This window comes from Gallibacterium salpingitidis (assembly GCF_030517105.1).
GTDB classification, from domain to species: Bacteria; Pseudomonadota; Gammaproteobacteria; order Enterobacterales; family Pasteurellaceae; genus Gallibacterium; species Gallibacterium salpingitidis.
The window spans coordinates 2,460,310-2,486,936 of the sequence record NZ_CP103875.1 but is presented as its reverse complement, the minus strand read 5'-3'; the positions used below and the strand labels follow the sequence as shown (position 1 = coordinate 2,486,936).

Here is a 26,627-nt window from a genome sequence, read left to right as displayed (position 1 = left end):
TCCTATTCTATATCTTGTAACAAAATTTGATACAAAAATTGATAATGCGTTATTTTGACTGCTTTAGTATAAGTCTGATCGCTATAATCAATCTGTATCACTTTCTGTTGATTTAAATCGAAAACCAAACGCTGTTTATTTTGTTCAACGATACGCCAACCTTGCGGTAAAACAAATCTCCAAGCCTCTATCGGTAAAGAGGAAAGTAAAATATCGCCAACAATTTGCGATAAAGATGGTAAGGTAATATTCGCAATTTTTAGTTGTTGTGTTACTTTTATTTCATTGCCGTCATATTGTAATTGAGCGAGCCTAACACCTAATGGAGATAGCAAAGTAAGTGTTAATTGCTTGGGAGATAAAGATAATATCGTTAAAATATGTTCTTCTTTTTTCTTGAGTTTATCTGATGTAATGGTTAATAACTGATGTGTTTCAATAGTTGGCGATAAGGTAAGGTTAGGCAGATGGACGCTAGTGTGTTGATTGAAATAGTAAACATCACTTCTTATTGATGACTGACACCCCATAACAAGCATAATGCAAATAATAAATATAGTCTCAACACAGCTTTTCATTAGTTACCTTAACAGCTTATGCTACCTTTAGTAAATAGTATTATAGTACCTTAAAGTAAGTGGATTTAGAATGTTTTATTTTTGTTATAAATTTTTATGCTATAACAAATTTTTATATACTATTTATGCTATGAAACAGGGGAAATTGTATTTAAACTACTGCCTAATACAGCAATGCTCTTTAATCGTAGGCAAGTAAACTTTACACGAAGAAAACCTATTCCCCTGACTTCAAATATCAGGTCACTTAAACCATTCAGCTGGGGTGAAATAAGTATGGAAAATGCTAGCCTACATTTTGGTTGGCACATCAAATTTTTGTGTAATTAGTCAATGGTTGAAATATTTTCAGCAATACGGTATAGAAGGATTATTCCCCAAACCCAAAGAGCATCCTGTAATGAAAAAAAGCGTTATGCCAAAAATATGTACAACACAAACATCATTTACATATTAACCTAGAGACATCGTTTACATTCCTCCTTCTTGTTGATGCCAGCTTGTGGCTGGCACAATTCTCTTTTCTCGTTCATTCATCTGACCAAGAAAATGATAATAGATATTCCATATCCCTTCTGCAAAAGGAATCAAGGCAACATCCTCTAAAGCCAGTACCTGACTTAAATAATAAATTTCCCCTTTCCAGCAAATTTCACCACTATGCTTCACTCTCCTTATCTCGCAACCTTCATCGTAATCATAAGCTTCTACTTTCCCTGTATAACGACGTGTCTTGCTCTGATAACATTCTGACGGGGTTTTCCTGCCTAGCCCTTCATGTGAACGTTCCTCGTTATATTCTCACCGAAAATCATCCAAGATAATTTGTTGCGCCTGAATATCCTTTCCATATTGGCCTTTTCGTTCTTTTAACATTAACTTTAGACTTCGATGCATTCGCTCATGACACCCATTTTGTTCAGGATGCGCCAGCTCGGTTCTTTCCGGTCTTATCCCTAAATCTATCCACCACTTAGATAAACGACTAATACCGCCTAAAGCAATAGAAGAAAAGGGTGGCCCATTGTCAGAGCGAATCACCCAAGGTAAACCATACTCTTAGAATAAGCGTTCAAATTGTTGTTTGACTAAAGCAGATTGCGGACTAGGTAATGCGTGACATGATAAAATATAACGACTGTAGTTATCGGTTACCGTTAAGGGATAACACCATTGTCTATTCCTCAATAAAAATTGTCCTTTGAAATCTACACACTAAGTCGTATTCGAAGAAACTAAAAGGGTAAAGCGTTGATTATCTGCACTGATTTGCCGACGTCTTTTACGACGAGGCTTGACTAATCATGCTCGAGCAAGAATTAAATCACCTGTACTATCTGCTGGTACTTTAGTATCTGGATAACGTTTTGCAAATAAATCTAGCAGTTTTTTGGGTCCCCAATCAGGGCGTTTGAGCTTCTCGGGAATTAACCACTCTACTATCCATTTAGCTGCCGTATTAGGTGAAGTATGTGGCCTTCGTGATAACTCATTTAACCTCTCAAACCCTACTTGTCGTGGCGTTTTATCCACTTATCTGCTGTCGGACGACTGATATTAAATTGACGACACAGCGCTATTTTTGTGTAGCGTTGGCTTAACCACGCTTTGAGAAAAAGAAATCGTTGTTCCATGATATTCGTTTGTTTCCAAGGCATCATCATTTCCTCATCTTTTTTTGATGAGGGTTTACTCAAAAATGTAAACGATGTTATCAGGTTGTACCAGCAATACGAAATGAAAAAAAGGAGATTTTTATACTGTATATTTGCACAGTTTTTTTGATTTTGCGATAATCGTCGAGTTTTTTCATTTTTTTGTTGCAACGTATGGATAATATCGAAATTCGGGGAGCAAGAACCCACAATCTAAAGAACATAAATCTTACTATTCCACGCAATAAACTCGTTGTGATTACTGGATTGTCAGGATCAGGAAAATCATCATTAGCTTTTGATACGCTGTATGCAGAAGGGCAGCGTCGTTATGTGGAATCGCTTTCCGCCTATGCACGTCAATTCTTATCATTGATGGAAAAACCAGATGTCGATCATATCGAAGGCTTATCACCGGCTATTTCGATTGAGCAAAAATCGACGTCGCATAATCCACGCTCAACGGTGGGTACAATTACCGAAGTCTATGACTATTTACGTTTACTCTTTGCGCGTGTTGGTGAACCACGTTGTCCAACCCATCATACGCCATTAACTGCACAAACGATTAGCCAAATGGTGGATCAAGTGTTGGCATTACCGGAAGGGCAACGAATGATGTTGTTAGCGCCGGTGGTAAAAGCGCGTAAAGGCGAACATACTAAGTTATTGGATAGTATTGCCGCGCAAGGTTATATTCGAGCAAGAATTGATGGGGAAATTTGCGATTTATCTGATCCACCAAAATTAGCATTGCAGAAAAAACATACGATCGAAGTAGTGGTGGATCGTTTTAAAGTACGAGCAGATTTGGCGCCACGTTTAGCGGAATCTTTAGAAACGGCACTAGAGTTATCTGGTGGTGTTGTGGTGATAGCTAGTATGGACGATACCCAAGCGGAAGAGTTGGTCTTTTCTGCGAATTTTGCGTGTCCACATTGTGGTTATTCGGTGTCAGAACTTGAACCAAGAATGTTCTCCTTTAATAACCCGGCTGGCGCTTGCCCAACTTGCGACGGTTTAGGTATCCAGCAATATTTTGATGAAAAACGTGTGGTACAAAACCCAAGTTTGTCTTTGGCTGGCGGTGCGATTCGTGGCTGGGATCGTCGTAATTTCTATTATTATCAAATGCTTACTTCGCTAGCAAAACATTATCATTTTGATATTGAAGCACCATTTGAAGAGTTGCCAAGAAATATTCAAGAATTAGTATTGCATGGTTCAGGTAGTGAAGAAATTGAGTTCCAATATGTGAATGATCGTGGTGATGTAGTAGTGCGTCATCACGCATTTGAAGGGGTACTCAATAATATGGCACGTCGCTATAAAGAAACTGAATCAATGGCGGTGCGTGAAGAACTGGCTAAATATATTAGCAATCGTCCATGCCAAGATTGTCATGGTTCACGCTTAAAAGAGGAAGCGCGCCACGTCTTTATTGGTGATACCACTTTGCCGCAAATTTCAGAAATGAGTATTGGTGAAGCATTACGCTATTTTGAGGAACTCTCTTTTGATGGGCAAAAAGCAAAAATTGCCGAAAAGATTTTGAAAGAAATTAAAGAGCGTCTGCAATTTTTGGTGAATGTTGGTTTGGAATATCTTTCACTTTCTCGATCAGCCGAAACATTATCAGGGGGTGAAGCGCAACGGATTCGTCTGGCGAGCCAAATTGGTGCTGGACTTGTGGGCGTAATGTATGTGTTAGATGAGCCATCAATCGGTTTGCATCAACGAGATAATGAACGTTTATTGAATACGTTGCTGCATTTACGCAATTTAGGTAATACCGTTATTGTGGTTGAACACGATGAAGATGCGATTTTAACGGCGGATTATATTGTGGATATTGGCCCGGGTGCGGGAGTGCATGGCGGCGCAGTAGTGGCACAGGGTACAGCACAACAAATTATGCAGGATCCTAACTCATTAACCGGACGTTTTCTCTCTGGAAAGGAAAAGATTGAGATACCAGCGCAACGCACAGCAATGGATCCACAACGTATCTTAAAATTATCAGGCGCTAGCGGGAATAATTTACAGAATGTCGATCTGGAAATTCCTGTTGGGCTATTTACTTGTATTACAGGTGTTTCTGGTTCAGGTAAATCCACACTGATCAATGATACTTTATTTCCAATTGCACAAAATGCGATAAATCGTGCGGAAAATCAACAACATGCACCATTTAAGTCAATTGAAGGATTAGAATTCTTCGATAAGGTGATTGATATTGACCAAAGTCCAATCGGACGTACCCCACGTTCAAATCCAGCAACTTATACCGGTGTATTTACGCCAATTCGTGAGTTATTTGCTGGTGTGCCAGAGGCTCGCGCGAGAGGTTATAACCCAGGACGTTTCAGTTTTAATGTGCGTGGTGGACGTTGTGAGGCTTGCCAAGGCGATGGTGTTATCAAGGTAGAAATGCACTTCTTACCTGATATTTATGTTCCTTGTGATCACTGTAAAGGTAAACGTTATAACCGAGAAACTTTGGAAATCCGTTATAAAGGGAAAACGATTCATCAAGTGTTAGAAATGACCGTTGAAGAGGCGCGAGAGTTTTTTGATGCTATTCCAATGATTGCTCGTAAATTACAAACGTTAATTGATGTGGGATTATCCTATATTCGTTTAGGACAAGCCTCTACGACCTTGTCTGGTGGTGAAGCGCAACGAGTGAAATTGGCGGCGGAACTCTCTAAACGTGATACGGGTAAAACCTTATATATTCTTGATGAGCCAACCACAGGATTGCATTTTGCTGATATAAAACAGTTATTGTCAGTGTTACATCGTTTACGTGATCAAGGGAATACGATTGTCGTCATCGAGCATAACCTTGATGTGATTAAAACAGCAGACTGGATTGTTGATTTAGGTCCTGAAGGCGGTAGCGGCGGTGGTAAGATTATCGCTGCTGGAACACCAGAACAGGTGGCGGAAATTCAAGGATCACATACAGCACGTTTCTTAAAACCAATATTAGCTAGAAAATAGTAAAACGAAATTCCCTCTAGTAAATAGAGGGAATTTTTTATTTAGGACAAAGTAATTTTTATCTTGTATTGGTATTTTTAAATGAGTTTATTATTTGATTTGTACGGCTAATAGCCGTATTATTGAAATGGTGAAAAAGTAGGCGATAAATATTAGAAAAGGAGATTTTATGAGAAATCAATCTAAAGCGAGATTAGAGGCTAAAGTCAATCCTGATATCTATGCCTTATTTAAGCAAGCTGCAGCAATAAGCGGCAGAACATTAACGGACTTTGTTATTGATGCAGTGTATAAAGAATCTATTAAGACAATTGAGAAACATCAAGTAGTTGCTCTTTCTGTACGAGATCAACAATTACTGATTGATAGTTTGTCAACAGAGAAACCTTTTAATGAATCTATGCAAGAAGCATTAACTGCTTATGATCATTTTTTAAAGCTGCAAGGACAAAAATAATGATATTAGAGGCTTTGCACGATCTAGTAATTGTGCCGTTAGCGGAACTAACGTTGAAAAAGCAAGATTTTAATAGTTCTTCAGCAGTTCTAAATAGCTATTTACAGACACAAGCACCACAGGATGAAAAAAGAGAATTGGCTAAATGCTTTGTGTTAATTAATCAGAAAAATGAACAGATTATTGGTTATTACACTTTATCTGCCACTTTAATCAAGGTTGAGAATATACCTAAAGCAAATATCCAAAAAAAGATTAGATATCCTAATATTCCAGCAGTTTTAGTAGGACGTTTGGCAATTGATCAGCGTTTTGTTGGCCAAGGCTATGGAAAGTTCTTAATTGCTGATGTTCTACATAAAGTGAGTAATGCAAAAATGGGAATAGCCACATTACTTGTGGAGGCGAAAGATGATAATGCAATTGCATTTTATAAGAAGCTGGGTTTTATCCAATTTTTGGATAAGAAAGAGAATTTATTTTTGCCGCTAACAAAATTGATTAAATAGTTTTCGCATAGCCATGAAAAGTAGTCGTTATAGCTGATCTACTTATAATTAATGCTAAAACAAATAGATTTTTATGAGAGAAATGATATGCCACAGCAAAACAATATCATTATTTACAACACTGATGATGGTAAAGCTAAAGTGTCTTTGTATGCGCAAGATGGCACTGTTTGGTTAAGCCAAAATCAAATCGCAGAACTTTTTGCCACCTCAGTCCCTAATATCAATATGCATATATCTAATATATTGAAAGATAAAGAATTATCTGAAAATTCAGTTATTAAGTATTTCTTAATAACTGCCGCTGATGGTAAAAATTATCAGGTGGCTTTCTATAATTTGGAAATGATCTTGGCGATTGGTTTTCGGGTAAGAAGTAAACGAGGCACGCAATTTCGTATTTGGGCGAATACTCAACTGACAGAATTAATGCGTAAAGGCTTTGTGATGGACGATGAACGTTTAAAGAATCCTGATGGGCGTCCTGACTATTTTGATGAGATGTTGGAACGTATTCGTGATATTCGTGCCAGCGAAAAACGTTTCTATCAAAAAGTAAAAGACTTATTTGCATTAAGTAGTGATTATGATGGTACAGACAAAGCAACACAGATGTTCTTTGCTGAAACCCAAAATAAATTAATTTATGCGATCACGCATAAAACCGCAGCCGAGTTGATTATCAGTCGAGCCGATGCTCATGCACCTAATATGGCGCTGACCAGTTGGAAAGGCAAAGTGGTGCGTAAACAAGATATTCTAATTGCCAAGAATTATTTGCATAGTGACGAAATTGATAGTCTGAATCGTTTGGTGGTTATTTTCTTAGAAAGTGCGGAATTACGAGTTAAGAATCGTCAGGATTTAACCTTAGATTTTTGGCGTAATAATGTTGATCAGTTATTGGAATTTAATGGGTATCCAGTATTACAAGGTGCAGGTAGTATTCGTCATGAAATAATGGAACAGAAAGTGAGAGAAATTTATGATTTATTTAATGCGCAACGCAAAAAATATGAAGCAGAATTAGAGGATAAACAAGAGTTAGCGGAGTTAGAATCTTTAGCTAAATCGTTGAAAAAACGTTGATATCGTAATGAGATAGAAGGCAAAATCCCTTGATGTTTTGCTCAAGGGGTTTTTTCTTGAGTTACAGCCATCCTTTCCGTTTAAAGTATAAGAATGGGAAAAGAGCCGCAAGTACCATTAAAGTAAGCGCAAATGGGTAACCGAATTTCCACGTTAGTTCTGGCATATTGGCGAAGTTCATACCATAAGTAGAAGAAACTAATGTTGGCGGTAAGAAAATCAATGATGCCACAGAGAAGATCTTCATAATACGGTTCTGTTCGATATTCATAAAACCCATTGCCGCTTGCATTAAGAAGTTCACTTTTTGGAAAAGTGATTCATTATGTGGCTGCAAAGATTCAATATCTCGTAATACTTCTCTGGCTTGTTCTAACTGGCTTGTTGGTAAACGTGTTTTACGCACCAAAAAACTTAAAGCTCGTTGTGTATCCATTAAGCAAAGACGCACTTTAGAACTAACGTCTTCTTGTTCGGTTAAGGTCGCTAATGCTTGATCAAAAGCCTCTCCCTGTTTTCCTTCTAGAATAATACGGCTTAATTTTTCTAAGTCGGCATAAACAGTTTCGATAACATCGGCTAACTGCTCAATTTTCGTTTCAAAGAGATCAAGTAATAACTCATAGGCATTACATTCTAAGAGTTTTTGGGTGCGTGAGCGCATACGATATAACCGAAAGGCAGGTAGCTCGCGATCTCTTAGTGAGAATAAACGACCATCTCGTAAGGTAAATGCAACTGTAGCAATATCAGCGTAATCGTCTTCATCTTCGCAATAGAAGAAAGAGTGTAAATGTAAGCCATCTTCATCTTCAAAGAAACGTGCAGATGCCTCGATATCTTCTAATTCCAAATAAGAGGCTAGACTTTGTCCTAAGCCTTCTTGCAGCATTTCACGTTCTTCAACGGTCGGTTCTAAAAGATCAATCCAAATGGCATCATTCAATGCTTCACTATTTTCATCAATCCGCACTAAGCGTGCGTCATCCAAAGCAAATGCTCCGATCATGTTCGTACTCCCTTGGTTGGGTTATGAACAACGCAATGAACAAAATAAAAAGATTCTAGTTTAAATGGGGTAGTGGATACTCACCGGCTTTTCGCCGATAAGCAAAGGCTATGAGGCGAAAAGATTAGTTAAAAATATAAAACCAGTATCGACTGTGACTGTCCAAAGTGTTTGTCCTCATAGAAAAAATATCGGGCGGAATGTTACTCTTGTCGTGGGGGATAGTCAAGTTTCGCCTGAGGGCGAAACTCAACTTTTCAGATTAATTTTTCTTTTCAAAATCATTAATATGTTTGTTCGCTGAGATCCAAGCGGCAGCGTAGCCGATAGCGGAACAAATAATAATCATAAAGAGAATTTCAGGGATCGCTAAGCCGTTTAATTCAAATTTTAGGGCAAAGATATTCGCGACATAACTAACGGCTGTTGCAAAATAGCCTATGAGCATAAAACTAAAAATAGTCGCTAAGATACTGCCTAATACGCCATAAATAATGCCGGTACAGAGAAATGGTCGCAAAATAAAGTTGTTGGTGGCGCCGAGTAGTTTCATAACTTCGATACTTGCTCTGCTGCTATAAACATCAGAACGTACGCTATTTCCGATCACCAAAAAGACCGCTAAGCTCATCAAAATACTGCAAATAATCGCAATTTGCGCTACTAGATAAGATACGGCTCCTAATTTTTCCATCCAGTCATCATCAAGACGAACTTCTTGCACCCCTTTAATTTTGCTGAGCGCTGTTCTTAGCTCCATTAATTCATTGGTATTTTGGTACTCTTTAGTTGGTTTGATCATTACCACTGCTGGTAATGGGTTATCATCTAATAACGCAAGTTCTTCACCAAAGCCCGACCATTGACGGAAATCTTCAAGACTTTTTTGTCGTGAAATATAGTTCAACGAAGCGACCCCTTCTTGAGAACGTAATTTTTCTACAATAGTGCTGGTATCTTGTTCGCTTAAACTTTTATTTAAATAGACTGCTAATTCTGATTCAGGATAAAAGTTATCGACGGCATATTGCACGTTTTTCCATAAAAGATAAGTAGTAACTGGTACAGTTAGTGAAACAGCAATAACGAGAACGGTGAGTAATGTACCCAGTTTTCTTTTATATAGTTCACGTATTACCATTTGGAAGACGATTTTCAGTTGCAACCATAACGGTGCATTTACTTGACGTTGACTCATAGTAATTCCATTAACGAATAAATTGTTTTAAATGTCCTTGTTCAAGCACAATAGTTGGTTTTGGATTTTGTGAAATCATATTGATATCGTGTGTGGCGATAATGACGGTAACGCCCATATGATTTAATTGCTCGAATAGACGAAAAATTTCTAATGATAATTCTTTATCTAAATTTCCAGTAGGCTCATCAGCCAATAATAATTGCGGTTTATTGACGATCGCACGAGCGATATCAATACGTTGTTGTTCACCGCCAGAAAGTTGTTGCGGATAATAATCTGCACGATGAAATAGCCCAACACGATCTAAGGCTGCTGAGGCACGACGTTTTACTTCTGATGGATGCATACCATTGATAACTAGCGGTAATCCTACATTATCCAAAACGGTATAACTGGTTAGTAAGCGATAATCTTGATGTACCATCCCAATTTGACGGCGTAGATAAGGCATTTCTGAAGTAGAAAGACGTGTAATATCATGACCGTTAAACCAAATATTGCCGCCATTAGCACGCTCAATGCCTAAAATTAATTTTAGAAGCGTACTTTTTCCTGCACCAGAATGACCAGTAATATAAGTCATACTGCCAACTGGTAAATGAAAATTGATCCCTTGTAAGGCGGGTTTATTACCGCCGCTATAAACTTTACTGACTTCGGAAAATCGAATCATAGTTTTTCCTTATACTTCTTTCTCTGATACAAACAACGCTTCGATAAACTCTTCACTCTTGAATGGGCGCAGATCATCAATTTTTTCACCAACGCCAATATAGCGAATTGGTACATTAAATTGATCAGCTAGAGCGAAAATTACTCCACCTTTCGCTGTGCCATCTAATTTGGTTAAGGTAATGCCTGTAATACCAACCGCTTCATTAAATAATTTCATTTGGCTGATGGCATTTTGACCTGTACCTGCATCAAGGGTGAGCATAATTTCGTGAGGCGCTGTTTCGTCATATTTCTTCATTACACGCACAATTTTGCGCAATTCATCCATTAGGTTATTTTTATTCTGTAAACGGCCTGCGGTATCAGCAATTAAGACATCAATACCTTTTGCGGTAGCGGACTGCATTGCATCATAGAGAACAGATGCTGAGTCTGAACCAGTGGCTTGCGCAATAACAGGAATATGGTTACGTTCACCCCATACTTGTAATTGCTCAACTGCTGCAGCGCGGAAAGTATCGCCTGCTGCTAACATGACTGACTTGCCTTGTTGTTGGAATTGTTTTGCTAACTTACCGATAGTTGTTGTTTTCCCAACTCCATTAACTCCAACCATTAAGATGACAAAAGGTTTTTTATCGGTTAGCACTAACGGTTGTTCGGTTGGTTTAAGAATAGCACCTAACTCAACTTTTAATTGTTGATAGAGTAATTCTGCGTCTTTTAATTGTTTACGGCTTGCGTGTTCAGTTAGATTATCAATAATTTTGCTGGTTGTAGGCACACCAACATCAGCAATTAATAATTGTTCTTCTAACTCTTCAAACAGTTCATCATCGATTTTTTTGCCAGAGAAAAAGTTAAGAAAACCTGCACCAATATTTTGCTTGGTTTTGACTAAACCTTGCACCAAACGGCTAAAAAAGCCTGGTTTTGTTGGTTTCTCTTGTGTTTCAATTTTGCTTGGCTCTGGCTCTGGCTCTGGCTCTGGCTCTGGCTCTGGCTCTGGCTCTGGCTCTGGCTCTGGCTCTGGCTCTGGCTCTGGCTCTGGCTCTGGCTCTGGCTGTAAAAGTTCTTCAGCTACTGTTTCTGTTGGAATAAGATTTTCGCTAGCCTCACTAGGCTGTGGAGTTGTTTCGGCAGTTGGTTCGATATGTTCTTGTGTCGTAACTACGTTGTCGGTAGTTGCTTCTGTTTGTTGTGTAGTGGAGTTGTCAATAACAGAAGATTGTTCTTGTTCTACGCTGGTTTGAGAATGATGAGTGGATGATTGTTCTGATTGTTTATTACGTCCAAATAACGAAGCCCAAAATCCTTTTTTCTGTTTATTTTCTGACATATAAAATTACCGAGTTAATTCAATAGATGATCCAAATTAATTAAGAATAGACTAAAATGGTTGCTAGTTTATCATTTAAATTTATCTATGCTTAGTATTTCTTCTTATTATGGCAAAAAACCTGACAAAAGTTCCTCAAGGTAAAGGTGAAGTGCGTATTATCGCTGGATTATGGCGAGGTCGAAAGCTTCCAGTATTATTATCACAAGGGTTACGACCAACATCAGATCGCGTGCGTGAAACCTTATTCAATTGGCTGATGAATGACATTGTGGCAGCAAACTGCTTAGACTGTTTTGCTGGCAGTGGCGCATTAGGCTTTGAAGCGCTTTCTCGGCAAGCGGCAAAAGTGGTGATGTTGGAAAAATCACCAGTGGTGGTAAAACAGTTAAAGCAAAATTTACAACAACTCAAAACGCAAAATGGCGAGATTATTTGTATTGATACGCTGACGTATTTAGCGCAACATCAGCCAGAACAACCGTTTAATGTTGTGTTTTTGGATCCCCCTTTTCATCAAGATTTATTAAATGCAACCTTAAATTTATTGGAAACGCACCATTGGTTGGCAGATGATGCGTTAATTTATCTTGAAAGTGAAAAGACGTTGCAGAATATCGACATACCAGCGAGTTGGCAGTTGCTGAAAGAGAAGTTTACTCAGCAAGTTGCTTATCGCCTTTATCAAAAAATAGGAGTAGCAGAATGAAAGCACTTGTGCTTAGACAAACAGAAACCGAACCGTTTAAATGCCAGCTAGAAAATATTGATGAACGATTTTTTCCTGAAGCACAACGTAGCGAAAGTATCAAAATTAAGGTGCATTATTCTTCTTTGAACTACAAAGATGCTTTGGCAATTTGCGGGGTTGGTAAAATCATCAAACAGTACCCTTTTATTCCCGGCATTGATGTTGTTGGCAGTGTTGCCAGTAGTTCAGATGCAAACTTTAAAGTAGGCGATTTGGTGTTGGCAACAGGATTTGGTTATGGTGAAGTGCAATTTGGCGCTATGAGTGAATTTGCCTTTGTGCAACCACAACATTTATTAAAATTATCTGGCGCATTAACAGAGTATAAAGCGATCGCATTAGGCACAGCAGGATTAACTGCAATGTTGTGTGTTGAAGCATTACGCCAAGCTGGGATTACTCCAGAAAAAGGCCCAGTCATTGTTACTGGTGCAAGTGGTGGTGTAGGGTCGATAGCGGTATATCTGCTAACCAAACTGGGTTATCAAGTGAGTGCTGTTTCCGGCAATTCGGTTTGTTATCAATCGTTATTGCAATTAGGCGTACAAAAAGTATATGACCGCCACCATTTTAGTGAGCCATGCCGACCATTAGAAAAGCAGCAATTTGCTGGTGTTATTGATACTGTTGGTGGTGATATTTTGGCGAATCTCTTAACTAAAGTGCAATATGGTGGTTGTGTTGCCTGTTGTGGTTTGGCGCAAAGTTATCAATTAAATACAACGGTAATGCCGTTTATTTTGCGTAATGTCCGTTTGCAAGGTATTGATTCTGTTTATTTTCCATTAATAGAGCGTCAAGCTTTATGGCAAGAGTTAGCGCGCTTAATAGAAGATGATTATTTGAAAAAATTTACGCGTGAAATCGCCTTAGCCGATGTACCTAGTTATGCAAAAAAATTACTTGAACATCAGTTATATGGGCGGACGATTATTCGAGTGAGTTAGTACGAAAGAATTAAGCGGTAGGGTACTGATTATAACTTACCGCTTTTTTATTTAAACCATTTACGCACTATCACGTACAATTAAACGGCTGCGAACTAAAATATTTTCTGGTTTATAGGTAATATGCTGCTGTGATAAGCGACGTAAGGTTCTGCCAGCGAGAATTCCCATTTCACGATAAGGGATATGTACAGTAGTTAATTTGGGATATGACACTTCGCTCACTTCTAAACCGCCAATGCTAGTAATAGAAACCTCATGTGGAATATTGATATGACGGCGTAATGATTCAAATAAAGCACCACAAGCTACCTCATCAGATAAACAAATAAAGGCATCTATATTTCCCCAGAGTAAAAGTGCTTCGTTAAACAATTGGCAACCTGTTTTGAATGAAGCTTGTTCGGCAGTATGTAATACAAGATGCGGATTAATAAAGTGCTCTAAACAGGCATCATGCCAACTCTTCATATATTGTTGAAAGATTGCTAAATGTTGATTAGCACAGAGTAAACCAATTTCTCGTTTGCCTTTTTGTAAAAGATGGGTAACTAGTAAATGAATGACGTGTGATACATCAATACCGATATTAATACTGAAATTGTTAGTTTGTTTAGCACCGATCGTAATTAATGGAATATTTAACACTTTTAGGCGTTGTTGCTGTTGTTCATTACACTCCATATTGAGTAGTACAATCATTTCTGGAGCGTATTTAATAAGTTCATTAATCCAATCTTTTTCCTTTTCTACTAATAGGATTAATAATTGTAAGTCTGTTGTCTGTATCTCTCGATGCAATCCATCCATAATCAATGTATTTTCTGTTGCAATAAGAGAATTTGTGACTAGTACAACCGTATTGGAGCTAACAGTGGCTAAATTTCTGGCTGCAATATTAGGGATATATCCCATTGTCTGAATTGTCTGTTGAATCTTATTACGCAGCTCTTCTGAAACAAGTTCTGGTTTATGTATTGCACGAGATACCGTCATTTGCCCAACGCCAACAGCTTTCGCGATATCAGCTAAAGTCACTTTTCCGGTACTACGTCTAGATTTGTTTTTTGGTTCTGTCATAACCGCTTTATCTATTTGGAATATCAAAAGAAAATTTTATTTAAGTATATCATCACATAAAAAATAAATAGAAAATGTTAGCGCTATCACAAAAATGAAATTTGCTGATTGCTGAGCAATTTTGCTTTGATTAAACTGCGTTATAACAAAAAAACAGAGGAGTAGATGATGTTAAAACAATTTTTACCTAAATCACGTATACAAATTGTGGAAAAGGCAGATTCTTGGCAAGAAGCGGTAAAACTTTGTGCAAAACCATTACTTGATGAAGGAATGATTGAACCACGATATGTAGATAAGATTTTTCAACTTTATGAAGACATCGGTCCTTATTTTGTTATAGCACCTAAGATTGCCATGCCTCATGCACGACCAGAAGATGGCGTTATTGCGACAGGTTTATCTTTGTTAGTTGTTTCATCAGGAGTGAATTTTCATTCTGAAGATAATGATCCTGTGTCATTAATTATTATGCTTGCTGCAAAAGATAATACTGAACATTTATCCGCATTAGCGTCTTTAGCTGAGATGCTTGGTGATGATGAAAATGTTGAACGGTTAGTTAATGCAACAACGACGGATGAGATTTTTACTTTTATTCAAAACCAATAACCTTGGAGGTTTTTATGAAAATTATGGCAGTGTGTGGCTCTGGTTTAGGCAGCAGCTTTATGATGGAAATGAATATTAAAAAAGTATTAAACAAAATGGGAGTTACCGCAGAAGTAGAACATACAGATTTAGCTTCTGTGAATCCAACTGATGCAGATTTATTTGTGATGGCAAAAGATATTGCAGCGAGTAGTGGTATTTCGCAAGACAAACTAATTGTTATTACAAATATTGTAAGTTTAGCTGAATATGAAGAAAAACTTACAGAATACTTTAATGCAAATTAATTAAGAGGGAATTACTATGAATGCCTTCCTTTTCTTCATTTTAGATATCCTTAAAGTACCTGCTGTTTTAGTTGGTTTAATTGCATTAGTTGGCTTAATCGCACAGAAAAAAGCGATGCCAGATATTATTAAAGGAACCATTAAAACTATCTTAGGTTTTATTGTGTTAGGTGGTGGTGCAGGTGTTTTATTAGGCTCATTAACACCACTTGGTGATATGTTCCAACATGCCTTTAATGTACAAGGTATTATTCCAAATAATGAAGCCATCGTGTCATTAGCATTGCAAAAATATGGTACCGCAACAGCCTTAATTATGGCGTTTGGTATGGTTGCTAATATTGTGATTGCTCGCTTTACCCGCTTAAAATTCATCTTTCTTACTGGTCACCATACATTCTATATGGCGTGTATGATCGGTATTATTCTTACTGTTGCTGGTTTCGACGGTATTCAACTTGTATTTGTTGGTGCATTGTCATTGGGACTTGTGATGGCGTTTTTCCCATATATTGCACACCGTTATATGAAACGTATTACTGGTAGTGACAATGTTGGATTTGGCCATTTTGGTACTGTCGGTTATGTTTTAGCTGGTGCAATTGGTGAATGGACAGGTAAAGGTTCGAAATCTACTGAGGAAATGAATTTACCGAAAAATTTAAGTTTCCTACGTGATAGCTCAATTTCTATCTCATTAACTATGATGGTGATTTATCTCATCTTAGCAGTAGCAAGTGGATCAGAGTTTATCGAAACTAAATTTAGCGGCGGACAAAACTATTTAGTTTATGCCATTATTCAAGCAGTTACCTTTGCGGCCGGGGTTTTCATCATCCTACAAGGTGTACGCTTAATTTTGGCTGAAATTGTTCCTGCATTTACTGGTTTCTCAGAAAAATTAGTACCAAATGCAAGACCTGCACTAGATTGTCCGATTGTATTCCCATACGCACCAAATGCAGTACTTATCGGTTTCCTAGCGAGTTTTGTTGGTGGTTTAGTAGGGCTATTTATTCTTGGCCAATTAAGTTGGGTATTAATTCTTCCTGGTGTTGTGCCTCACTTCTTCTGTGGTGCGACAGCTGGGGTATTTGGTAATGCAATGGGTGGACGTAGAGGCGCTATTATTGGTGCATTTGCTCATGGTGTATTAATTACTTTCCTTCCTGTGTTCTTACTTCCAGTTTTAGGAAATTTAGGTTTTGCCAATACCACTTTCTCTGATGCTGATTTTGGTGTGATCGGTATTATTTTAGGAAATATGGCAAATTACTGGAACAAAGATGTTATTACTGCGGTTATTGTTGGTATTTTTGTAGTATTAGTTGCTTATAACTATGTGAAGAAAGAAAAAGCTGCAGTAGAAACTAAGGAGTAATGTAATGGAAACAGATTTAGTCAAGTTCGCTAATCAAATTCGGGTTGCTACCTTAAAAACATTACTTCATCTAGGCTTTGGCCATTTTGGCGGTAGTATGTCAATTGTTGAAACGTTGGCAGCATTATATGGCAAAGTGATGAAGATTGATCCTCAGCATCCAGATTGGGACGAACGAGATTATTTTGTATTATCTAAGGGGCATGGAGGCCCCGCTCTTTATAGTACACTGGCGCTCAAAGGTTTTTTCCCTCTTGAACAATTGCAAACATTAAATCAAAACCAAACGTTGTTACCAAGTCATCCAGATCGTTTAAAAACAAAAGGAGTTGATGCTACAACAGGTTCGTTGGGGCAAGGTTTATCTATTGCGACTGGTATTGCATTTTCCCACCATCTTAGAGGAATGGAAAATCGTACTTTCTGTATCGTAGGAGATGGCGAGTTAAATGAAGGACAATGTTGGGAGGCGTTGCAATTTATTGCTCATCATCGTTTAACTAATCTAACAGTGTTGGTTGATTACAATAAAATGCAGTTAGATGGTACGTTATCTGCGATTATTGAGCCTTTTAGTTTAGCTGAGAAGTTTAAAGCCTTTGGTTTTGATTGTATTGAAGTTGATGGAAAAGATGTACAACAGATAGCGTCGGTTTTAACACAAAAGCCTGAAGGTAAGCCAAAATTAATTGTGCTAAATACGATTAAAGGACAAGGTGTACCTTATTTAGAAGGATTAAAAAATAGTCACCATTTACGACTTGATGATGCAATGAAACAATCAATTCAACAGGCTATTCTGGATTTGGAGGCAAAATATGCGTAGTTTGCAAAAAGATAATGTTGAAATGAGAGCTATCTATGCATCGACAATGACAGAATTGATAAAAAACAATCCGTTGATTGTTGATTTAGAAGCAGATTTGATGAGCTCTATGTCAATGGATAAAGTGCAGAAGTTGTATCCTAACAATGTGATTAATTGTGGCATTATGGAAGCTCATACAGTTGGTTTGGCAGCGGGGATGTCGATTGCGGGTCATATTCCGTTTTTCCATACTTTTACTGCATTCGCCAGTCGTCGTTGTTTTGATCAATTGTTTATGTCATTAGATTACCAAAAGAATAATGTCAAAGTGATTGCATCTGATGCAGGCATTACTTCAGCTCATAATGGCGGTACTCATATGTCATTTGAGGATATGGGTATTGTTAGAGGTTTAGCAAATGCTAATGTCTTAGAGATGACAGATGCAACGATGTTCAAAGATATCTTGCAGCAGCTAGCGCAATTGCAAGGTTTTTATTGGATTAGAACGATTAGGAAGCAAGCTATCAAAATTTATCCAGAGAATGAAACGTTTACGATTGGTAAAGCGAAAGTTCTGCAAGAAGGTAAAGATATTACCTTAATCGCAAATGGCATTATGGTAGCTGAAGCTTTGTTAGCCGCAGATATTTTACAAGAACGTCATCAAATTTCGGCAACAGTAATTGATATGTTTACTTTGAAGCCGATTGATGCAGAAACCATTATTAAATATGCTCGTAAAACAGGTAGAGTCGTAACTTGTGAAAATCATAGTGTTGAAAATGGTTTAGGCTCCGCCGTTGCAGAAGTATTGGTAGAATCTGCGCCAGTACCGATGCGTAGAGTAGGTATCAAAGGTCGTTATGGTCAAGTTGGAACGGTTGATTTTCTACAAAAAGAATATCAATTAACTGCGGAAGATATTGTAAAACAAGCTTTGACTTTATTTGACTAAAATTTAGAGATAATCTTCCTAAATAAGAAAGGCTTAGTCTATTTACTAAGCCTTTCGTTTTGAACAAATTGTTGTAGTGATAACTATAAAGATTAGTCTAATAACAAACTATCATCTGTGATGCGTTCACCACGTGTACTTTCAAACATTTGCAATAAATCTTGTACTCCCATACGTTTACGTTTGTCACCTGAAACGTCTAATACAACTTGTCCTTGGTGCAGCATAACAGTGCGATCACCATGATCTAATGCTTGCTGCATAGAGTGAGTTACCATCATTACGGTAAGTTGATTTTCAGCTACAATTTTATCAGTGAGTTCCATAACAAAAGCCGCAGTTTTAGGATCCAGTGCGGCAGTATGTTCATCAAGTAATAAAATACTAGATGGCTGTAAAGAGGCCATTAATAGACTTACAGCTTGACGTTGTCCGCCAGAGAGTAATCCCATTCTATCACTGAGACGATTTTCTAGACCGAGTTTCAGCATAGATAACTTCTCACGAAAGAATTCTCTCGTTTCTTTTTTTACAAAAAATGAAAGATTACGGCGTTGACCACGACAATATGCGAGAGCCATATTTTCTTCAATCGTTAATCCTTCACAAGTACCTAACATTGGGTCTTGGAAAACACGCGCTACGGAAGCTGCACGCTGCCAAGTTGTTTTGCGGGTAACATCTTCATCATTGAGGTAAATTTTGCCACTGTCTACTAAATAATCACCACAGATAGCATTAAGTAGTGTAGATTTACCCGCACCATTACTCCCAATAACGGTAACAAATTCACCTTTAGCAATATTGAGAGAAAGCCCTCTTAATACTGGATTCTCGATCGGCGTACCACGATTAAAAGTGATGCGCAGATTATCTAATTTCATCATTGTTCATTCCCCCTTTTTGCTAAGAAAACGACTTTTTAGTTGTGGGAGTATGAGGACAAAGACAACTAAAATGGCTGTAACTAAGTTAAGATCTTGAGCTCCAAAGCCAATGTCGCGTAATGTTTCGCTACTTAATGCAATTGCAATAAAGAAACGATAGAGAATTGAACCAATAATTACGGCTAATGTAATCATAAATAACCGCTTAGCTGGAATTAAGGTTTCACCGATAATGACAGCCGCTAAACCGATTACGATAGTACCAACACCGATTGACATATCAGCACCACCTTGTGTTTGTACGAATAATGCACCACCTAGTGAAATCAACGCATTCGATAATGCCATACCAAGATAAATCATACGTCCTGTTGGAATACCTTGTGCTTTTGACATTCTCAAGTTCGCACCAGTAGCGCGGACAGCCAGACCAATTTCAGTGTTAAAGAACCAGTCTAAAAGTAATTTAACAACAATCACAAACCCAAAAACTAATGCTGGTTGTACATACATTTGGTTACTTGCATCAGCATTAATAAAAGGATCGAAAATTGTAGTTTCACCTAACAATGGCAAGTTTGGTGCACCCATAATGCGTAAATTCACTGAATAGAGCGCAATCATTACCAAGATACTGGCAAGTAATTGCAAAATTTTTAGTGAAACGTGTAACCAAGCAGTGATTAAACCGGCAATTGCTCCCGCAAACGTAGCAATTAATGTTGCTAACCAAGGATTAATTCCACTTACGATACAAACGGCACAAACAGCGCCACCTAATGGAAAACTTCCGTCAGCAGTTAAATCAGGGAAGTCTAAAATACGGAAAGAAATCAGCACACCTAATGCAACAATGGCATAAATTAAACCAATTTCTAATGCACCTAAAAATAGAACTGAAGTCATAATGGTAATATTACATAAACGAAAACAATGGGATAGGTACGTTTTGTACCTATCCTGAACATAGAAAATTATTCTTTTATTACTTCTTTAGCTGAATCCACTAAATCTTGTGGTACTTTAACACCAAAGGCTTTAGCTGCTTTCAGATTAAGATAAAGATCCAATTTATCCATTGTTTTAACTGGAATATTGCCTGGTTTTTCACCTTTCAAAATTGAACCAACAATTTTTCCGGTTTCTTCACCTAGTACATAATAGTTGTTAGATAAGGCAGCAATTGCTCCACGAGCAACGGTGCTGGTATCTGCAGCAATAAGAGGAATACCCGCATCTAATGCACTCTTATAAAGTGCTTCATATGCAGAAACAACACCATTATCGGTAGAGGTATAGATAGCATCTACACGACCTTTTAGACTACGTGCAGCAGTACTAATGTCTGTTGTACGTGGTGCAGGTGCTTCTACTACTGTAAACCCGTTAGCTTTACCAGCTTCTTGTAATTGTTTTAAGACCACAGTTGAATTCACTTCACCAGAACTATAAACAAAGCCAATCGCTTTTAAGTTCGGAATTAAGCGTTTGATCAAATCAATTTGTGGTTGAATTGGTAAGGTATCAGAAGTACCAGTGACATTGGTTCCTGAAGCTTCCCATGATTTCACTAATTTAGCTGCAACAGGATCACTAATAGCGGAGAAAACAAGAGGAATATGGCGGGTTGCAGCTGCGACAGCTTGCGCACTAGGTGTACCAATAGCAACAATAACATCAGGTTTATCACCAACAAATTTACGAGCAATTTGTGCTGCAGTAGCTGTATTTCCTTGTGCACTTTGGAAATCAATCTTTAGATTTTTTCCTTCTTCAAAACCTTCTTTCTTTAATTCAGCAATAGTACCTTGACGGACCGCATCAAGCGCAGGGTGTTCAACAATGGCGGTAATTGCAACATTTTTGACATCAGCTGCTAGGGCATTACCAGTTAATAAAGTGGTTGCTGCTAATGTTGCCCATAAGGCAAGTTTAAATTTTTTCATAGTCGCTCCTTTAGTGCTCAAGTGAAATTTTGGCTGTAAACATAACGTTACATTACTGTGTTGCAGTAAGTGAATTAGTTATAGCACAGAGCGACTTTATTGAGAAGATCTTTGACTAACAATAATTTATCTGTATTTTCTGTATTTTTGCGATCATTGTCACAAAATTATCGTTGTAAAGATTTTATTACGTTGTAAAGTTACAAGTCGGATTCTTCTAACACGCCTAATGCGAGTAATCCTTTTAAAAGTCCATCATGTTCAATATCTTCAGTGATGTAATTGGCAACTTTTTTCAGTTCAGGATGTGCATTTCCCATTGCGACGCCAGTACCGACATGACTAATCATTTCAATATCATTTAGTCCGTCACCAAAAGCCATCACGTTATCAATCGTCAAGCCGAGATATTCTACCACTGCGTCAATACCACTCGCTTTTGAACCAGTAGCCACGAGACAATCGACTGAATAATCGTGCCAACGTACTGCTTTGAATTGTTCACCAAGAATGCCGGAATCAGCAATAAATTGATCTTGGTCGGCAGAATAGAAAAGGAGTAACTGATAAACATCGTGTGTTTTGTAATAGTCTTGATCGATGAAATAACGGGTGGTAATTGGATCGAGTGCTTCTTTTAATTGCGGGGTGATATTCGAAACGGCAATTCCTTCATTGCCAACAAATGCATATTCGATATGGTGTTGGCTTAAAAAGCGGATAATGCGTTCAATGTCTGCAATAGCAATAGGGTGTTTCGTAATAACTTGATTTTTATAACTATTATATTGCCCATTAATCGTCACGAATAATTCAATGCCTTCATCTTTGATCAATTGATCAATTTTTTCTGGAAAAGCACAACGTGCACGACCAGTAGCAATAGCAGGAATAATGCCTTTACGTTTTAAACTACGGATGACGGTTGGTACGCTATTAGGAAGGATAGCTTTATTTTTAACGTAAAGGGTTTCATCGATATCAAAAAAAATAACTTTAATTGGTGCTTTTAACATACTTCAAACATCTTTATGGCTAGAAAAACAAGCGCTAATCATAGCATTTTTTTCTGTTTTTCTCGAAGTAGTTCACAAAAGATTCAGCGGTAATGATTGTTTCCGTAATAAGTGTTGTAATGTTGCCAGTATGAAAAGTACGAATCTTTTTGATGTGGGTTGTGTTGTTTGTGGACGTCGTTTGAGGATTGCGCAGCATGGGATCTGTTCGTGTTGCTATCAACAAGTAATACGGCAGCCATATTGTGGGCGTTGTGGCGCTGTTTTACCTGAAAATCGTTTGCAATGTGGTTTATGCTTATTGGCGCCACCAAAGTGGCAGCGAATTGTGTTTGTTTCTGCATTTGAAGAACCAATACGTTCTCTTATTTATCGTTTTAAATTTAATCAAGATTATTGGTTAGATCGTAGTTTAGCACGTTGGTTATTGTTGGCAGTGAGAGAAGCAAAACGTACACATAACTTATCGTTACCAGATTTATTAATTCCAGTACCACTACATCATCAAAGACAATGGCGACGTGGTTATAATCAGGCGAGTTTGTTAGCACGTTATTTAAGTCATTGGTTAAATATCCCATTTCGGCAAGATTTGATTCAGCGACAGCGTGCAACGGAATCACAACGAGGAAAAAGTGCAGAACAACGGCAAAAAAATTTGGCACAGGCGTTTAAATTAGTTAAACCATTGCCTGTTGGTATTAAATCAATCGCTTTAATTGATGATGTGATTACTACTGGAACAACAATGGAGGAAATTTGCCATTGTTTACAACAAGTTGGCGTTCAAGAAATTCAAGTGTGGGCATTGTGCAAAACTCAAAAAATGAGTTGATTTTGGGTGAGGGAGTAGAAAAAATTCTTGATTGAGCGTATTATTCCCGACCATATCAGTCAAGTATTAATGAAGGAATCAAAGCATTATGCAACAAATTGTTATTTCTAGTGCAGCACAAGCACATTTCCGTAAATTGCTCGATCAACAAGAAGAGGGAACTAATATCCGAATTTTTGTGGTAAATCCTGGAACACCAAATGCAGAATGTGGTGTTTCTTATTGCCCACCTTCCGCAGTAGAAGCAACAGACTGTGAAATGAAATATGAAACTTTTTCTGCTTTTGTTGATGAAATTAGTTTGCCTTTCTTAGAAGATGCAGAAATTGATTTTGTTACTGATGATATGGGAACGCAATTAACCTTAAAAGCACCAAATGCAAAAATGCGCAAAGTAGCTGATGATGCACCGTTAATTGAACGCGTTGATTATGTGATTCAAACACAAATTAATCCGCAATTAGCTAGTCATGGTGGACGTATTACCTTGATTGAAATTACGGAAGATGGCGAAGCAATTTTACAGTTCGGTGGTGGTTGCAACGGTTGTTCAATGGTGGATGTAACCTTAAAAGAAGGCGTGGAAAAACAATTGCTTGCACAATTTGATGGTGAGTTAAAAGGCGTGAAAGATGTTACAGAACATCAACGCGGAGAACACTCTTATTATTAATTAATTGTGTTAGTGAAAAGGCGGAGTAAATCTGCCTTTTTGCTGAAAAATATAACAAATTCCTTTCTAGTAGCAGTTTTTCCTTGTTTCTTGTAAAATCTTCCGATTATTTTTTCATTTATTAACCGAAATATTAAAATTACTCATCTATGAAGAATATCCGTAATTTCTCAATTATTGCTCATATTGATCATGGTAAATCAACGCTTTCCGACCGTTTAATTCAAGTCTGTGGTGGCTTAACAGAACGGGAAATGGAGGAACAGGTTCTGGATTCAATGGATCTTGAACGTGAGCGTGGTATCACTATTAAAGCACAAAGTGTAACGTTAGATTACACTGCGAAAAATGGTGAAACTTATCAATTAAATTTTATTGATACCCCAGGCCACGTTGACTTTTCCTATGAAGTTTCGCGTTCATTAGCAGCGTGTGAGGGAGCGTTGTTAGTGGTTGATGCTGGGCAAGGTGTAGAAGCACAAACTTTGGCTAACTGCTATACCGCGATTGAGATGGATTTAGAAGTTGTGCCAATTTTAAATAAAATTGACTTACCTGCAGCTGATCCTGAGCGTGTGGCAGAAGAGATTGAGGATATTGTTGGAATTGATGCGATTGATGCAGTACGTTGTTCTGCAAAAACGGGGCTTGGTGTAGAAGATGTTTTAGAAGAAATTGTGAAACGTATTCCAGCACCAAAAGGCGATCCGGAAGCGCCATTACAAGCATTGATTATTGACTCATGGTTTGACAATTATCTTGGTGTTGTTTCTTTAGTGCGAATTAAAAATGGTACATTGAAGAAAGGCGATAAGATTAAGGTAATGAGTTCAGGACAGAGTTATGGTGTTGATCGTTTAGGTATTTTTACACCAAAACAAGTAGATACTACGGAGCTTTCTTGTGGTGAAGTAGGTTGGGTAGTTTGTGGTATTAAGGATATTCTTGGTGCGCCTGTTGGTGATACGTTGACTTTACATCACAATCCAGCGGATAAGCCATTACCAGGGTTCAAAAAGGTAAAACCGCAAGTTTATGCGGGTTTATTCCCTGTCAGTTCAGATGACTATGAGGCATTTCGTGATGCATTAGGAAAGTTAAGTTTGAATGATGCTTCTTTGTTTTATGAACCAGAAAACTCAAGTGCATTAGGTTTTGGTTTCCGTTGTGGTTTCCTAGGCTTATTGCATATGGAGATCATTCAAGAGCGTTTAGAACGTGAATATGATCTTGATTTGATTACTACGGCACCGACAGTAATTTATGAAGTTGCAATGACTAATGGTGAAGTTATCTATGTCGATAGTCCGGCAAAATTACCGCCAATCAATAATATTGAAGAGATTCGTGAACCAATTGCAGAATGTAATATGTTATTGCCACAGGAATATTTAGGTAATGTCATTACATTATGTGTGGAAAAACGTGGTGTACAAACACATATGGTATATCATGGTAATCAAGTTGCGTTGACTTATGAAATCCCAATGGGAGAAGTGGTATTAGATTTCTTTGATCGTTTAAAATCGACTTCTCGTGGTTATGCATCGTTAGATTATTCATTCAAACGTTTCCAAACTGCAGATATGGTGCGAGTTGATATTATGATTAACGGTGATCGCGTTGATGCGTTGGCGTTGATTGTACATAAAGATAATGCGCCGTATCGTGGTCGTGAGTTAGTTGAAAAAATGAAAGAACTCATTCCGCGTCAACAATTTGATATTGCTATTCAGGCGGCCATTGGTAACCATATTATTGCTCGCTCGACAGTGAAGCAATTGCGTAAAAATGTATTGGCGAAATGTTATGGCGGTGACGTAAGCCGTAAGAAGAAACTATTACAGAAACAAAAAGAAGGGAAGAAACGCATGAAATCTCTTGGTAATGTAGAAGTACCACAAGAGGCATTTTTAGCAATTCTTCATGTAGGAAAAGACAAATAAGGAGCAAGTATGTCAAATTTTTTCTTGCCTATTTTATTGGTAATTGGATTTGTCTTATGGAAAGTGTTGGATTATTTCCAACTTCCTAATACTTTTACGATCTTGCTGATTATTTTCTCTGTATTATCAGGTATTTTCTGGTGTCATCATCGCTTTGTTTTGCAGCCAAAACGTTTGCGTCAAATTGCTCGTGCTGAACAACGTAGTGGCAAAGAGTTAACAGATGAAGAAAAAGCACGTATCGAACCAATTTCAGAAAGTGAAGAATTTCTTGCGTCTTTATTTCCTGTATTGGCGATCGTGTTAATTGTACGTTCATTTTTATATGAACCTTTCCAAATTCCTTCTGGTTCTATGGAACCGACTTTACGTGTAGGGGATTTTTTATTGGTCAACAAATATGAGTATGGCGTGAAAGATCCTGTATTTCAAACAAAGTGGATTCCAATAGGAGAACCAAAACGTGGCGATGTGATTGTCTTTAAAGCACCAATTCAGCCTAATGTGGACTATATTAAGCGTGTCATTGGCCTGCCAGGCGATCATATTAAATATAATCAACAAGATGGTGTGTTAACGGTAACGCCTGCATGTGGTTCTGATAGTTGCCCTAGCGAAACTTATCGTTATGAGGGTTTAACGCAAAATCCTGAGTTTGTTTATCATGGTAGTGCGCAAATTGAACGCACTGAAATTGGCGCAGTAACACATCAAATTTTATTGAACCCAGATCGTTTTAATTATGATCCTTATTATTTCAAACAAGATGGAAACCCAGTGGGTGAATGGACCGTACCTGAAGGGGAATATTTTGTGATGGGTGATAACCGAGATAATAGTAATGACAGTCGTTTTTGGGGATTTGTCCCTGAACAAAATATTGTCGGTAAAGCAACAGTGATCTGGTTAAGTTTAGATAAAAAAGAGGGCGAATGGCCGACAGGAATTCGGACTGATCGCTTCTTTCAAACCATCAAATAAT

Annotated in this window: 28 protein-coding genes; 15 read left to right on the top strand and 13 right to left on the bottom strand. The window is 37.8% G+C overall.

All coding sequences use genetic code 11. From position 1 onward, the window contains the following. Positions 1 to 2 precede the first annotated feature (2 nt). The 4 genes from NYR30_RS11865 to NYR30_RS11850 form a co-directional block, all read right to left on the bottom strand. Complete coding sequence (locus NYR30_RS11865) at positions 3 to 578, bottom strand: DUF3261 domain-containing protein (protein WP_066104234.1); 576 nt, start codon at positions 576 to 578, stop codon at positions 3 to 5. Positions 579 to 1,049: 471 nt separating this feature from the next. Then, on the bottom strand, positions 1,050 to 1,247 hold the full coding sequence (locus NYR30_RS11860; protein ID WP_082966094.1) for a hypothetical protein: 198 nt from the start codon (positions 1,245 to 1,247) through the stop codon (positions 1,050 to 1,052). Between the two features lie 633 nt (positions 1,248 to 1,880). Beyond that, complete coding sequence (locus tag NYR30_RS11855) at positions 1,881 to 2,111, bottom strand: hypothetical protein (protein WP_082966095.1); 231 nt, start codon at positions 2,109 to 2,111, stop codon at positions 1,881 to 1,883. Further along, positions 2,087 to 2,236: a helix-turn-helix domain-containing protein gene (locus tag NYR30_RS11850; protein ID WP_082966096.1), complete on the bottom strand. Its 150-nt coding sequence runs from the start codon at positions 2,234 to 2,236 to the stop codon at positions 2,087 to 2,089. Before NYR30_RS11850 ends, NYR30_RS11855 begins: the two co-directional genes overlap by 25 nt. Before the next feature lie 171 nt (positions 2,237 to 2,407). Here NYR30_RS11850 and uvrA point away from each other — a divergent pair, with 171 nt between their 5' ends. The 4 genes from uvrA to NYR30_RS11830 all read left to right on the top strand — a co-directional run bounded on the left by uvrA (position 2,408) and on the right by NYR30_RS11830 (position 7,294). Further along, entirely contained in the window at positions 2,408 to 5,239 is a 2,832-nt protein-coding gene (uvrA, locus tag NYR30_RS11845; protein WP_066104237.1) for an excinuclease ABC subunit UvrA, read from the top strand. A 169-nt stretch (positions 5,240 to 5,408) separates the two neighbouring features. Continuing rightward, positions 5,409 to 5,696 (top strand): type II toxin-antitoxin system TacA family antitoxin, encoded by a 288-nt coding sequence (locus tag NYR30_RS11840; protein ID WP_066104239.1) that lies wholly within the window; start codon positions 5,409 to 5,411, stop codon positions 5,694 to 5,696. Next, complete coding sequence (locus tag NYR30_RS11835) at positions 5,696 to 6,205, top strand: GNAT family N-acetyltransferase (protein ID WP_066104242.1); 510 nt, start codon at positions 5,696 to 5,698, stop codon at positions 6,203 to 6,205. Before NYR30_RS11840 ends, NYR30_RS11835 begins: the two co-directional genes overlap by 1 nt. Positions 6,206 to 6,292: 87 nt before the next feature. Further along, positions 6,293 to 7,294, top strand: coding sequence for a virulence RhuM family protein (locus NYR30_RS11830; RefSeq protein WP_066104246.1), 1,002 nt, complete (start codon positions 6,293 to 6,295; stop codon positions 7,292 to 7,294). Between the two features lie 61 nt (positions 7,295 to 7,355). Here NYR30_RS11830 and corA read toward each other — a convergent pair whose 3' ends face one another. The 4 genes from corA to ftsY form a co-directional block, all read right to left on the bottom strand. Beyond that, the gene (gene corA, locus NYR30_RS11825; protein WP_066104249.1) at positions 7,356 to 8,303 is read right to left on the bottom strand and encodes a magnesium/cobalt transporter CorA; all 948 of its coding nucleotides are present in this window, start codon (positions 8,301 to 8,303) and stop codon (positions 7,356 to 7,358) included. A 262-nt stretch (positions 8,304 to 8,565) separates the two neighbouring features. After that, on the bottom strand, positions 8,566 to 9,501 hold the full coding sequence (gene ftsX, locus NYR30_RS11820; RefSeq protein WP_066104251.1) for a permease-like cell division protein FtsX: 936 nt from the start codon (positions 9,499 to 9,501) through the stop codon (positions 8,566 to 8,568). Between the two features lie 10 nt (positions 9,502 to 9,511). Beyond that, positions 9,512 to 10,177 carry a cell division ATP-binding protein FtsE gene (gene ftsE, locus NYR30_RS11815; protein ID WP_066104254.1) on the bottom strand — a complete coding sequence of 222 codons (666 nt, stop codon included), beginning with the start codon at positions 10,175 to 10,177 and terminating at the stop codon, positions 9,512 to 9,514. Between the two features lie 9 nt (positions 10,178 to 10,186). Then, complete coding sequence (gene ftsY, locus NYR30_RS11810) at positions 10,187 to 11,518, bottom strand: signal recognition particle-docking protein FtsY (protein ID WP_302501223.1); 1,332 nt, start codon at positions 11,516 to 11,518, stop codon at positions 10,187 to 10,189. 109 nt (positions 11,519 to 11,627) lie between these two features. Between ftsY and rsmD the strand changes: the two genes are divergently transcribed. Further along, positions 11,628 to 12,227, top strand: a complete 600-nt coding sequence (gene rsmD, locus NYR30_RS11805; RefSeq protein WP_302501222.1) for a 16S rRNA (guanine(966)-N(2))-methyltransferase RsmD — start codon at positions 11,628 to 11,630, stop codon at positions 12,225 to 12,227. Next, positions 12,224 to 13,216: an MDR family oxidoreductase gene (locus tag NYR30_RS11800; RefSeq protein WP_066104265.1), complete on the top strand. Its 993-nt coding sequence runs from the start codon at positions 12,224 to 12,226 to the stop codon at positions 13,214 to 13,216. Before rsmD ends, NYR30_RS11800 begins: the two co-directional genes overlap by 4 nt. Positions 13,217 to 13,276: 60 nt before the next feature. Here the strand turns inward: NYR30_RS11800 and NYR30_RS11795 are convergent, their stop codons facing one another. After that, the gene (locus tag NYR30_RS11795; protein WP_066104268.1) at positions 13,277 to 14,296 is read right to left on the bottom strand and encodes a LacI family DNA-binding transcriptional regulator; all 1,020 of its coding nucleotides are present in this window, start codon (positions 14,294 to 14,296) and stop codon (positions 13,277 to 13,279) included. A 165-nt stretch (positions 14,297 to 14,461) separates the two neighbouring features. On the opposite strand from NYR30_RS11795, the gene NYR30_RS11790 reads away from it, so the two are divergent. The 5 genes from NYR30_RS11790 to NYR30_RS11770 are packed head-to-tail and all read left to right on the top strand — an operon-like array spanning position 14,462 to position 18,342. Next, complete coding sequence (locus tag NYR30_RS11790; protein WP_231923655.1) at positions 14,462 to 14,908, top strand: PTS sugar transporter subunit IIA; 447 nt, start codon at positions 14,462 to 14,464, stop codon at positions 14,906 to 14,908. 14 nt (positions 14,909 to 14,922) lie between these two features. Further along, positions 14,923 to 15,195, top strand: coding sequence for a PTS sugar transporter subunit IIB (locus tag NYR30_RS11785; protein ID WP_066104274.1), 273 nt, complete (start codon positions 14,923 to 14,925; stop codon positions 15,193 to 15,195). A 16-nt stretch (positions 15,196 to 15,211) separates the two neighbouring features. Next, positions 15,212 to 16,576 carry a PTS ascorbate transporter subunit IIC gene (gene ulaA / locus NYR30_RS11780; RefSeq protein WP_066104279.1) on the top strand — a complete coding sequence of 455 codons (1,365 nt, stop codon included), beginning with the start codon at positions 15,212 to 15,214 and terminating at the stop codon, positions 16,574 to 16,576. Between the two features lie 4 nt (positions 16,577 to 16,580). Next, positions 16,581 to 17,402 carry a transketolase gene (locus NYR30_RS11775; RefSeq protein WP_066104282.1) on the top strand — a complete coding sequence of 274 codons (822 nt, stop codon included), beginning with the start codon at positions 16,581 to 16,583 and terminating at the stop codon, positions 17,400 to 17,402. Further along, positions 17,395 to 18,342 (top strand): transketolase family protein, encoded by a 948-nt coding sequence (locus tag NYR30_RS11770; RefSeq protein WP_066104284.1) that lies wholly within the window; start codon positions 17,395 to 17,397, stop codon positions 18,340 to 18,342. The genes NYR30_RS11775 and NYR30_RS11770 overlap by 8 nt, the downstream gene beginning before the upstream one ends. A gap of 92 nt (positions 18,343 to 18,434) precedes the next feature. On the opposite strand, the gene NYR30_RS11765 is transcribed toward NYR30_RS11770, so the two are convergent. The 4 genes from NYR30_RS11765 to NYR30_RS11750 form a co-directional block, all read right to left on the bottom strand. Beyond that, positions 18,435 to 19,229, bottom strand: a complete 795-nt coding sequence (locus NYR30_RS11765) for an ABC transporter ATP-binding protein (RefSeq protein ID WP_066104288.1) — start codon at positions 19,227 to 19,229, stop codon at positions 18,435 to 18,437. Between the two features lie 3 nt (positions 19,230 to 19,232). After that, a complete protein-coding gene (locus tag NYR30_RS11760) occupies positions 19,233 to 20,135 on the bottom strand; it encodes an ABC transporter permease (RefSeq protein WP_066104291.1) in 903 nt (300 codons plus the stop codon). Between the two features lie 68 nt (positions 20,136 to 20,203). Continuing rightward, complete coding sequence (locus tag NYR30_RS11755) at positions 20,204 to 21,175, bottom strand: ABC transporter substrate-binding protein (RefSeq protein WP_066104293.1); 972 nt, start codon at positions 21,173 to 21,175, stop codon at positions 20,204 to 20,206. Positions 21,176 to 21,375: 200 nt separating this feature from the next. Further along, complete coding sequence (locus NYR30_RS11750) at positions 21,376 to 22,191, bottom strand: Cof-type HAD-IIB family hydrolase (protein ID WP_066104298.1); 816 nt, start codon at positions 22,189 to 22,191, stop codon at positions 21,376 to 21,378. 130 nt (positions 22,192 to 22,321) lie between these two features. On the opposite strand from NYR30_RS11750, the gene NYR30_RS11745 reads away from it, so the two are divergent. The 4 genes from NYR30_RS11745 (at position 22,322) to lepB (ending at position 26,626) form a co-directional block, all read left to right on the top strand. Continuing rightward, the gene (locus NYR30_RS11745) at positions 22,322 to 23,026 is read left to right on the top strand and encodes a phosphoribosyltransferase family protein (RefSeq protein ID WP_066104301.1); all 705 of its coding nucleotides are present in this window, start codon (positions 22,322 to 22,324) and stop codon (positions 23,024 to 23,026) included. An 88-nt stretch (positions 23,027 to 23,114) separates the two neighbouring features. Continuing rightward, a complete protein-coding gene (gene nfuA, locus NYR30_RS11740; protein WP_066104304.1) occupies positions 23,115 to 23,699 on the top strand; it encodes a Fe-S biogenesis protein NfuA in 585 nt (194 codons plus the stop codon). Positions 23,700 to 23,848: 149 nt separating this feature from the next. Then, the gene (gene lepA, locus NYR30_RS11735; RefSeq protein ID WP_066104309.1) at positions 23,849 to 25,645 is read left to right on the top strand and encodes a translation elongation factor 4; all 1,797 of its coding nucleotides are present in this window, start codon (positions 23,849 to 23,851) and stop codon (positions 25,643 to 25,645) included. A gap of 9 nt (positions 25,646 to 25,654) precedes the next feature. Next, positions 25,655 to 26,626 (top strand): signal peptidase I, encoded by a 972-nt coding sequence (gene lepB, locus NYR30_RS11730; RefSeq protein ID WP_066104312.1) that lies wholly within the window; start codon positions 25,655 to 25,657, stop codon positions 26,624 to 26,626. Position 26,627 lies beyond the last annotated feature (1 nt).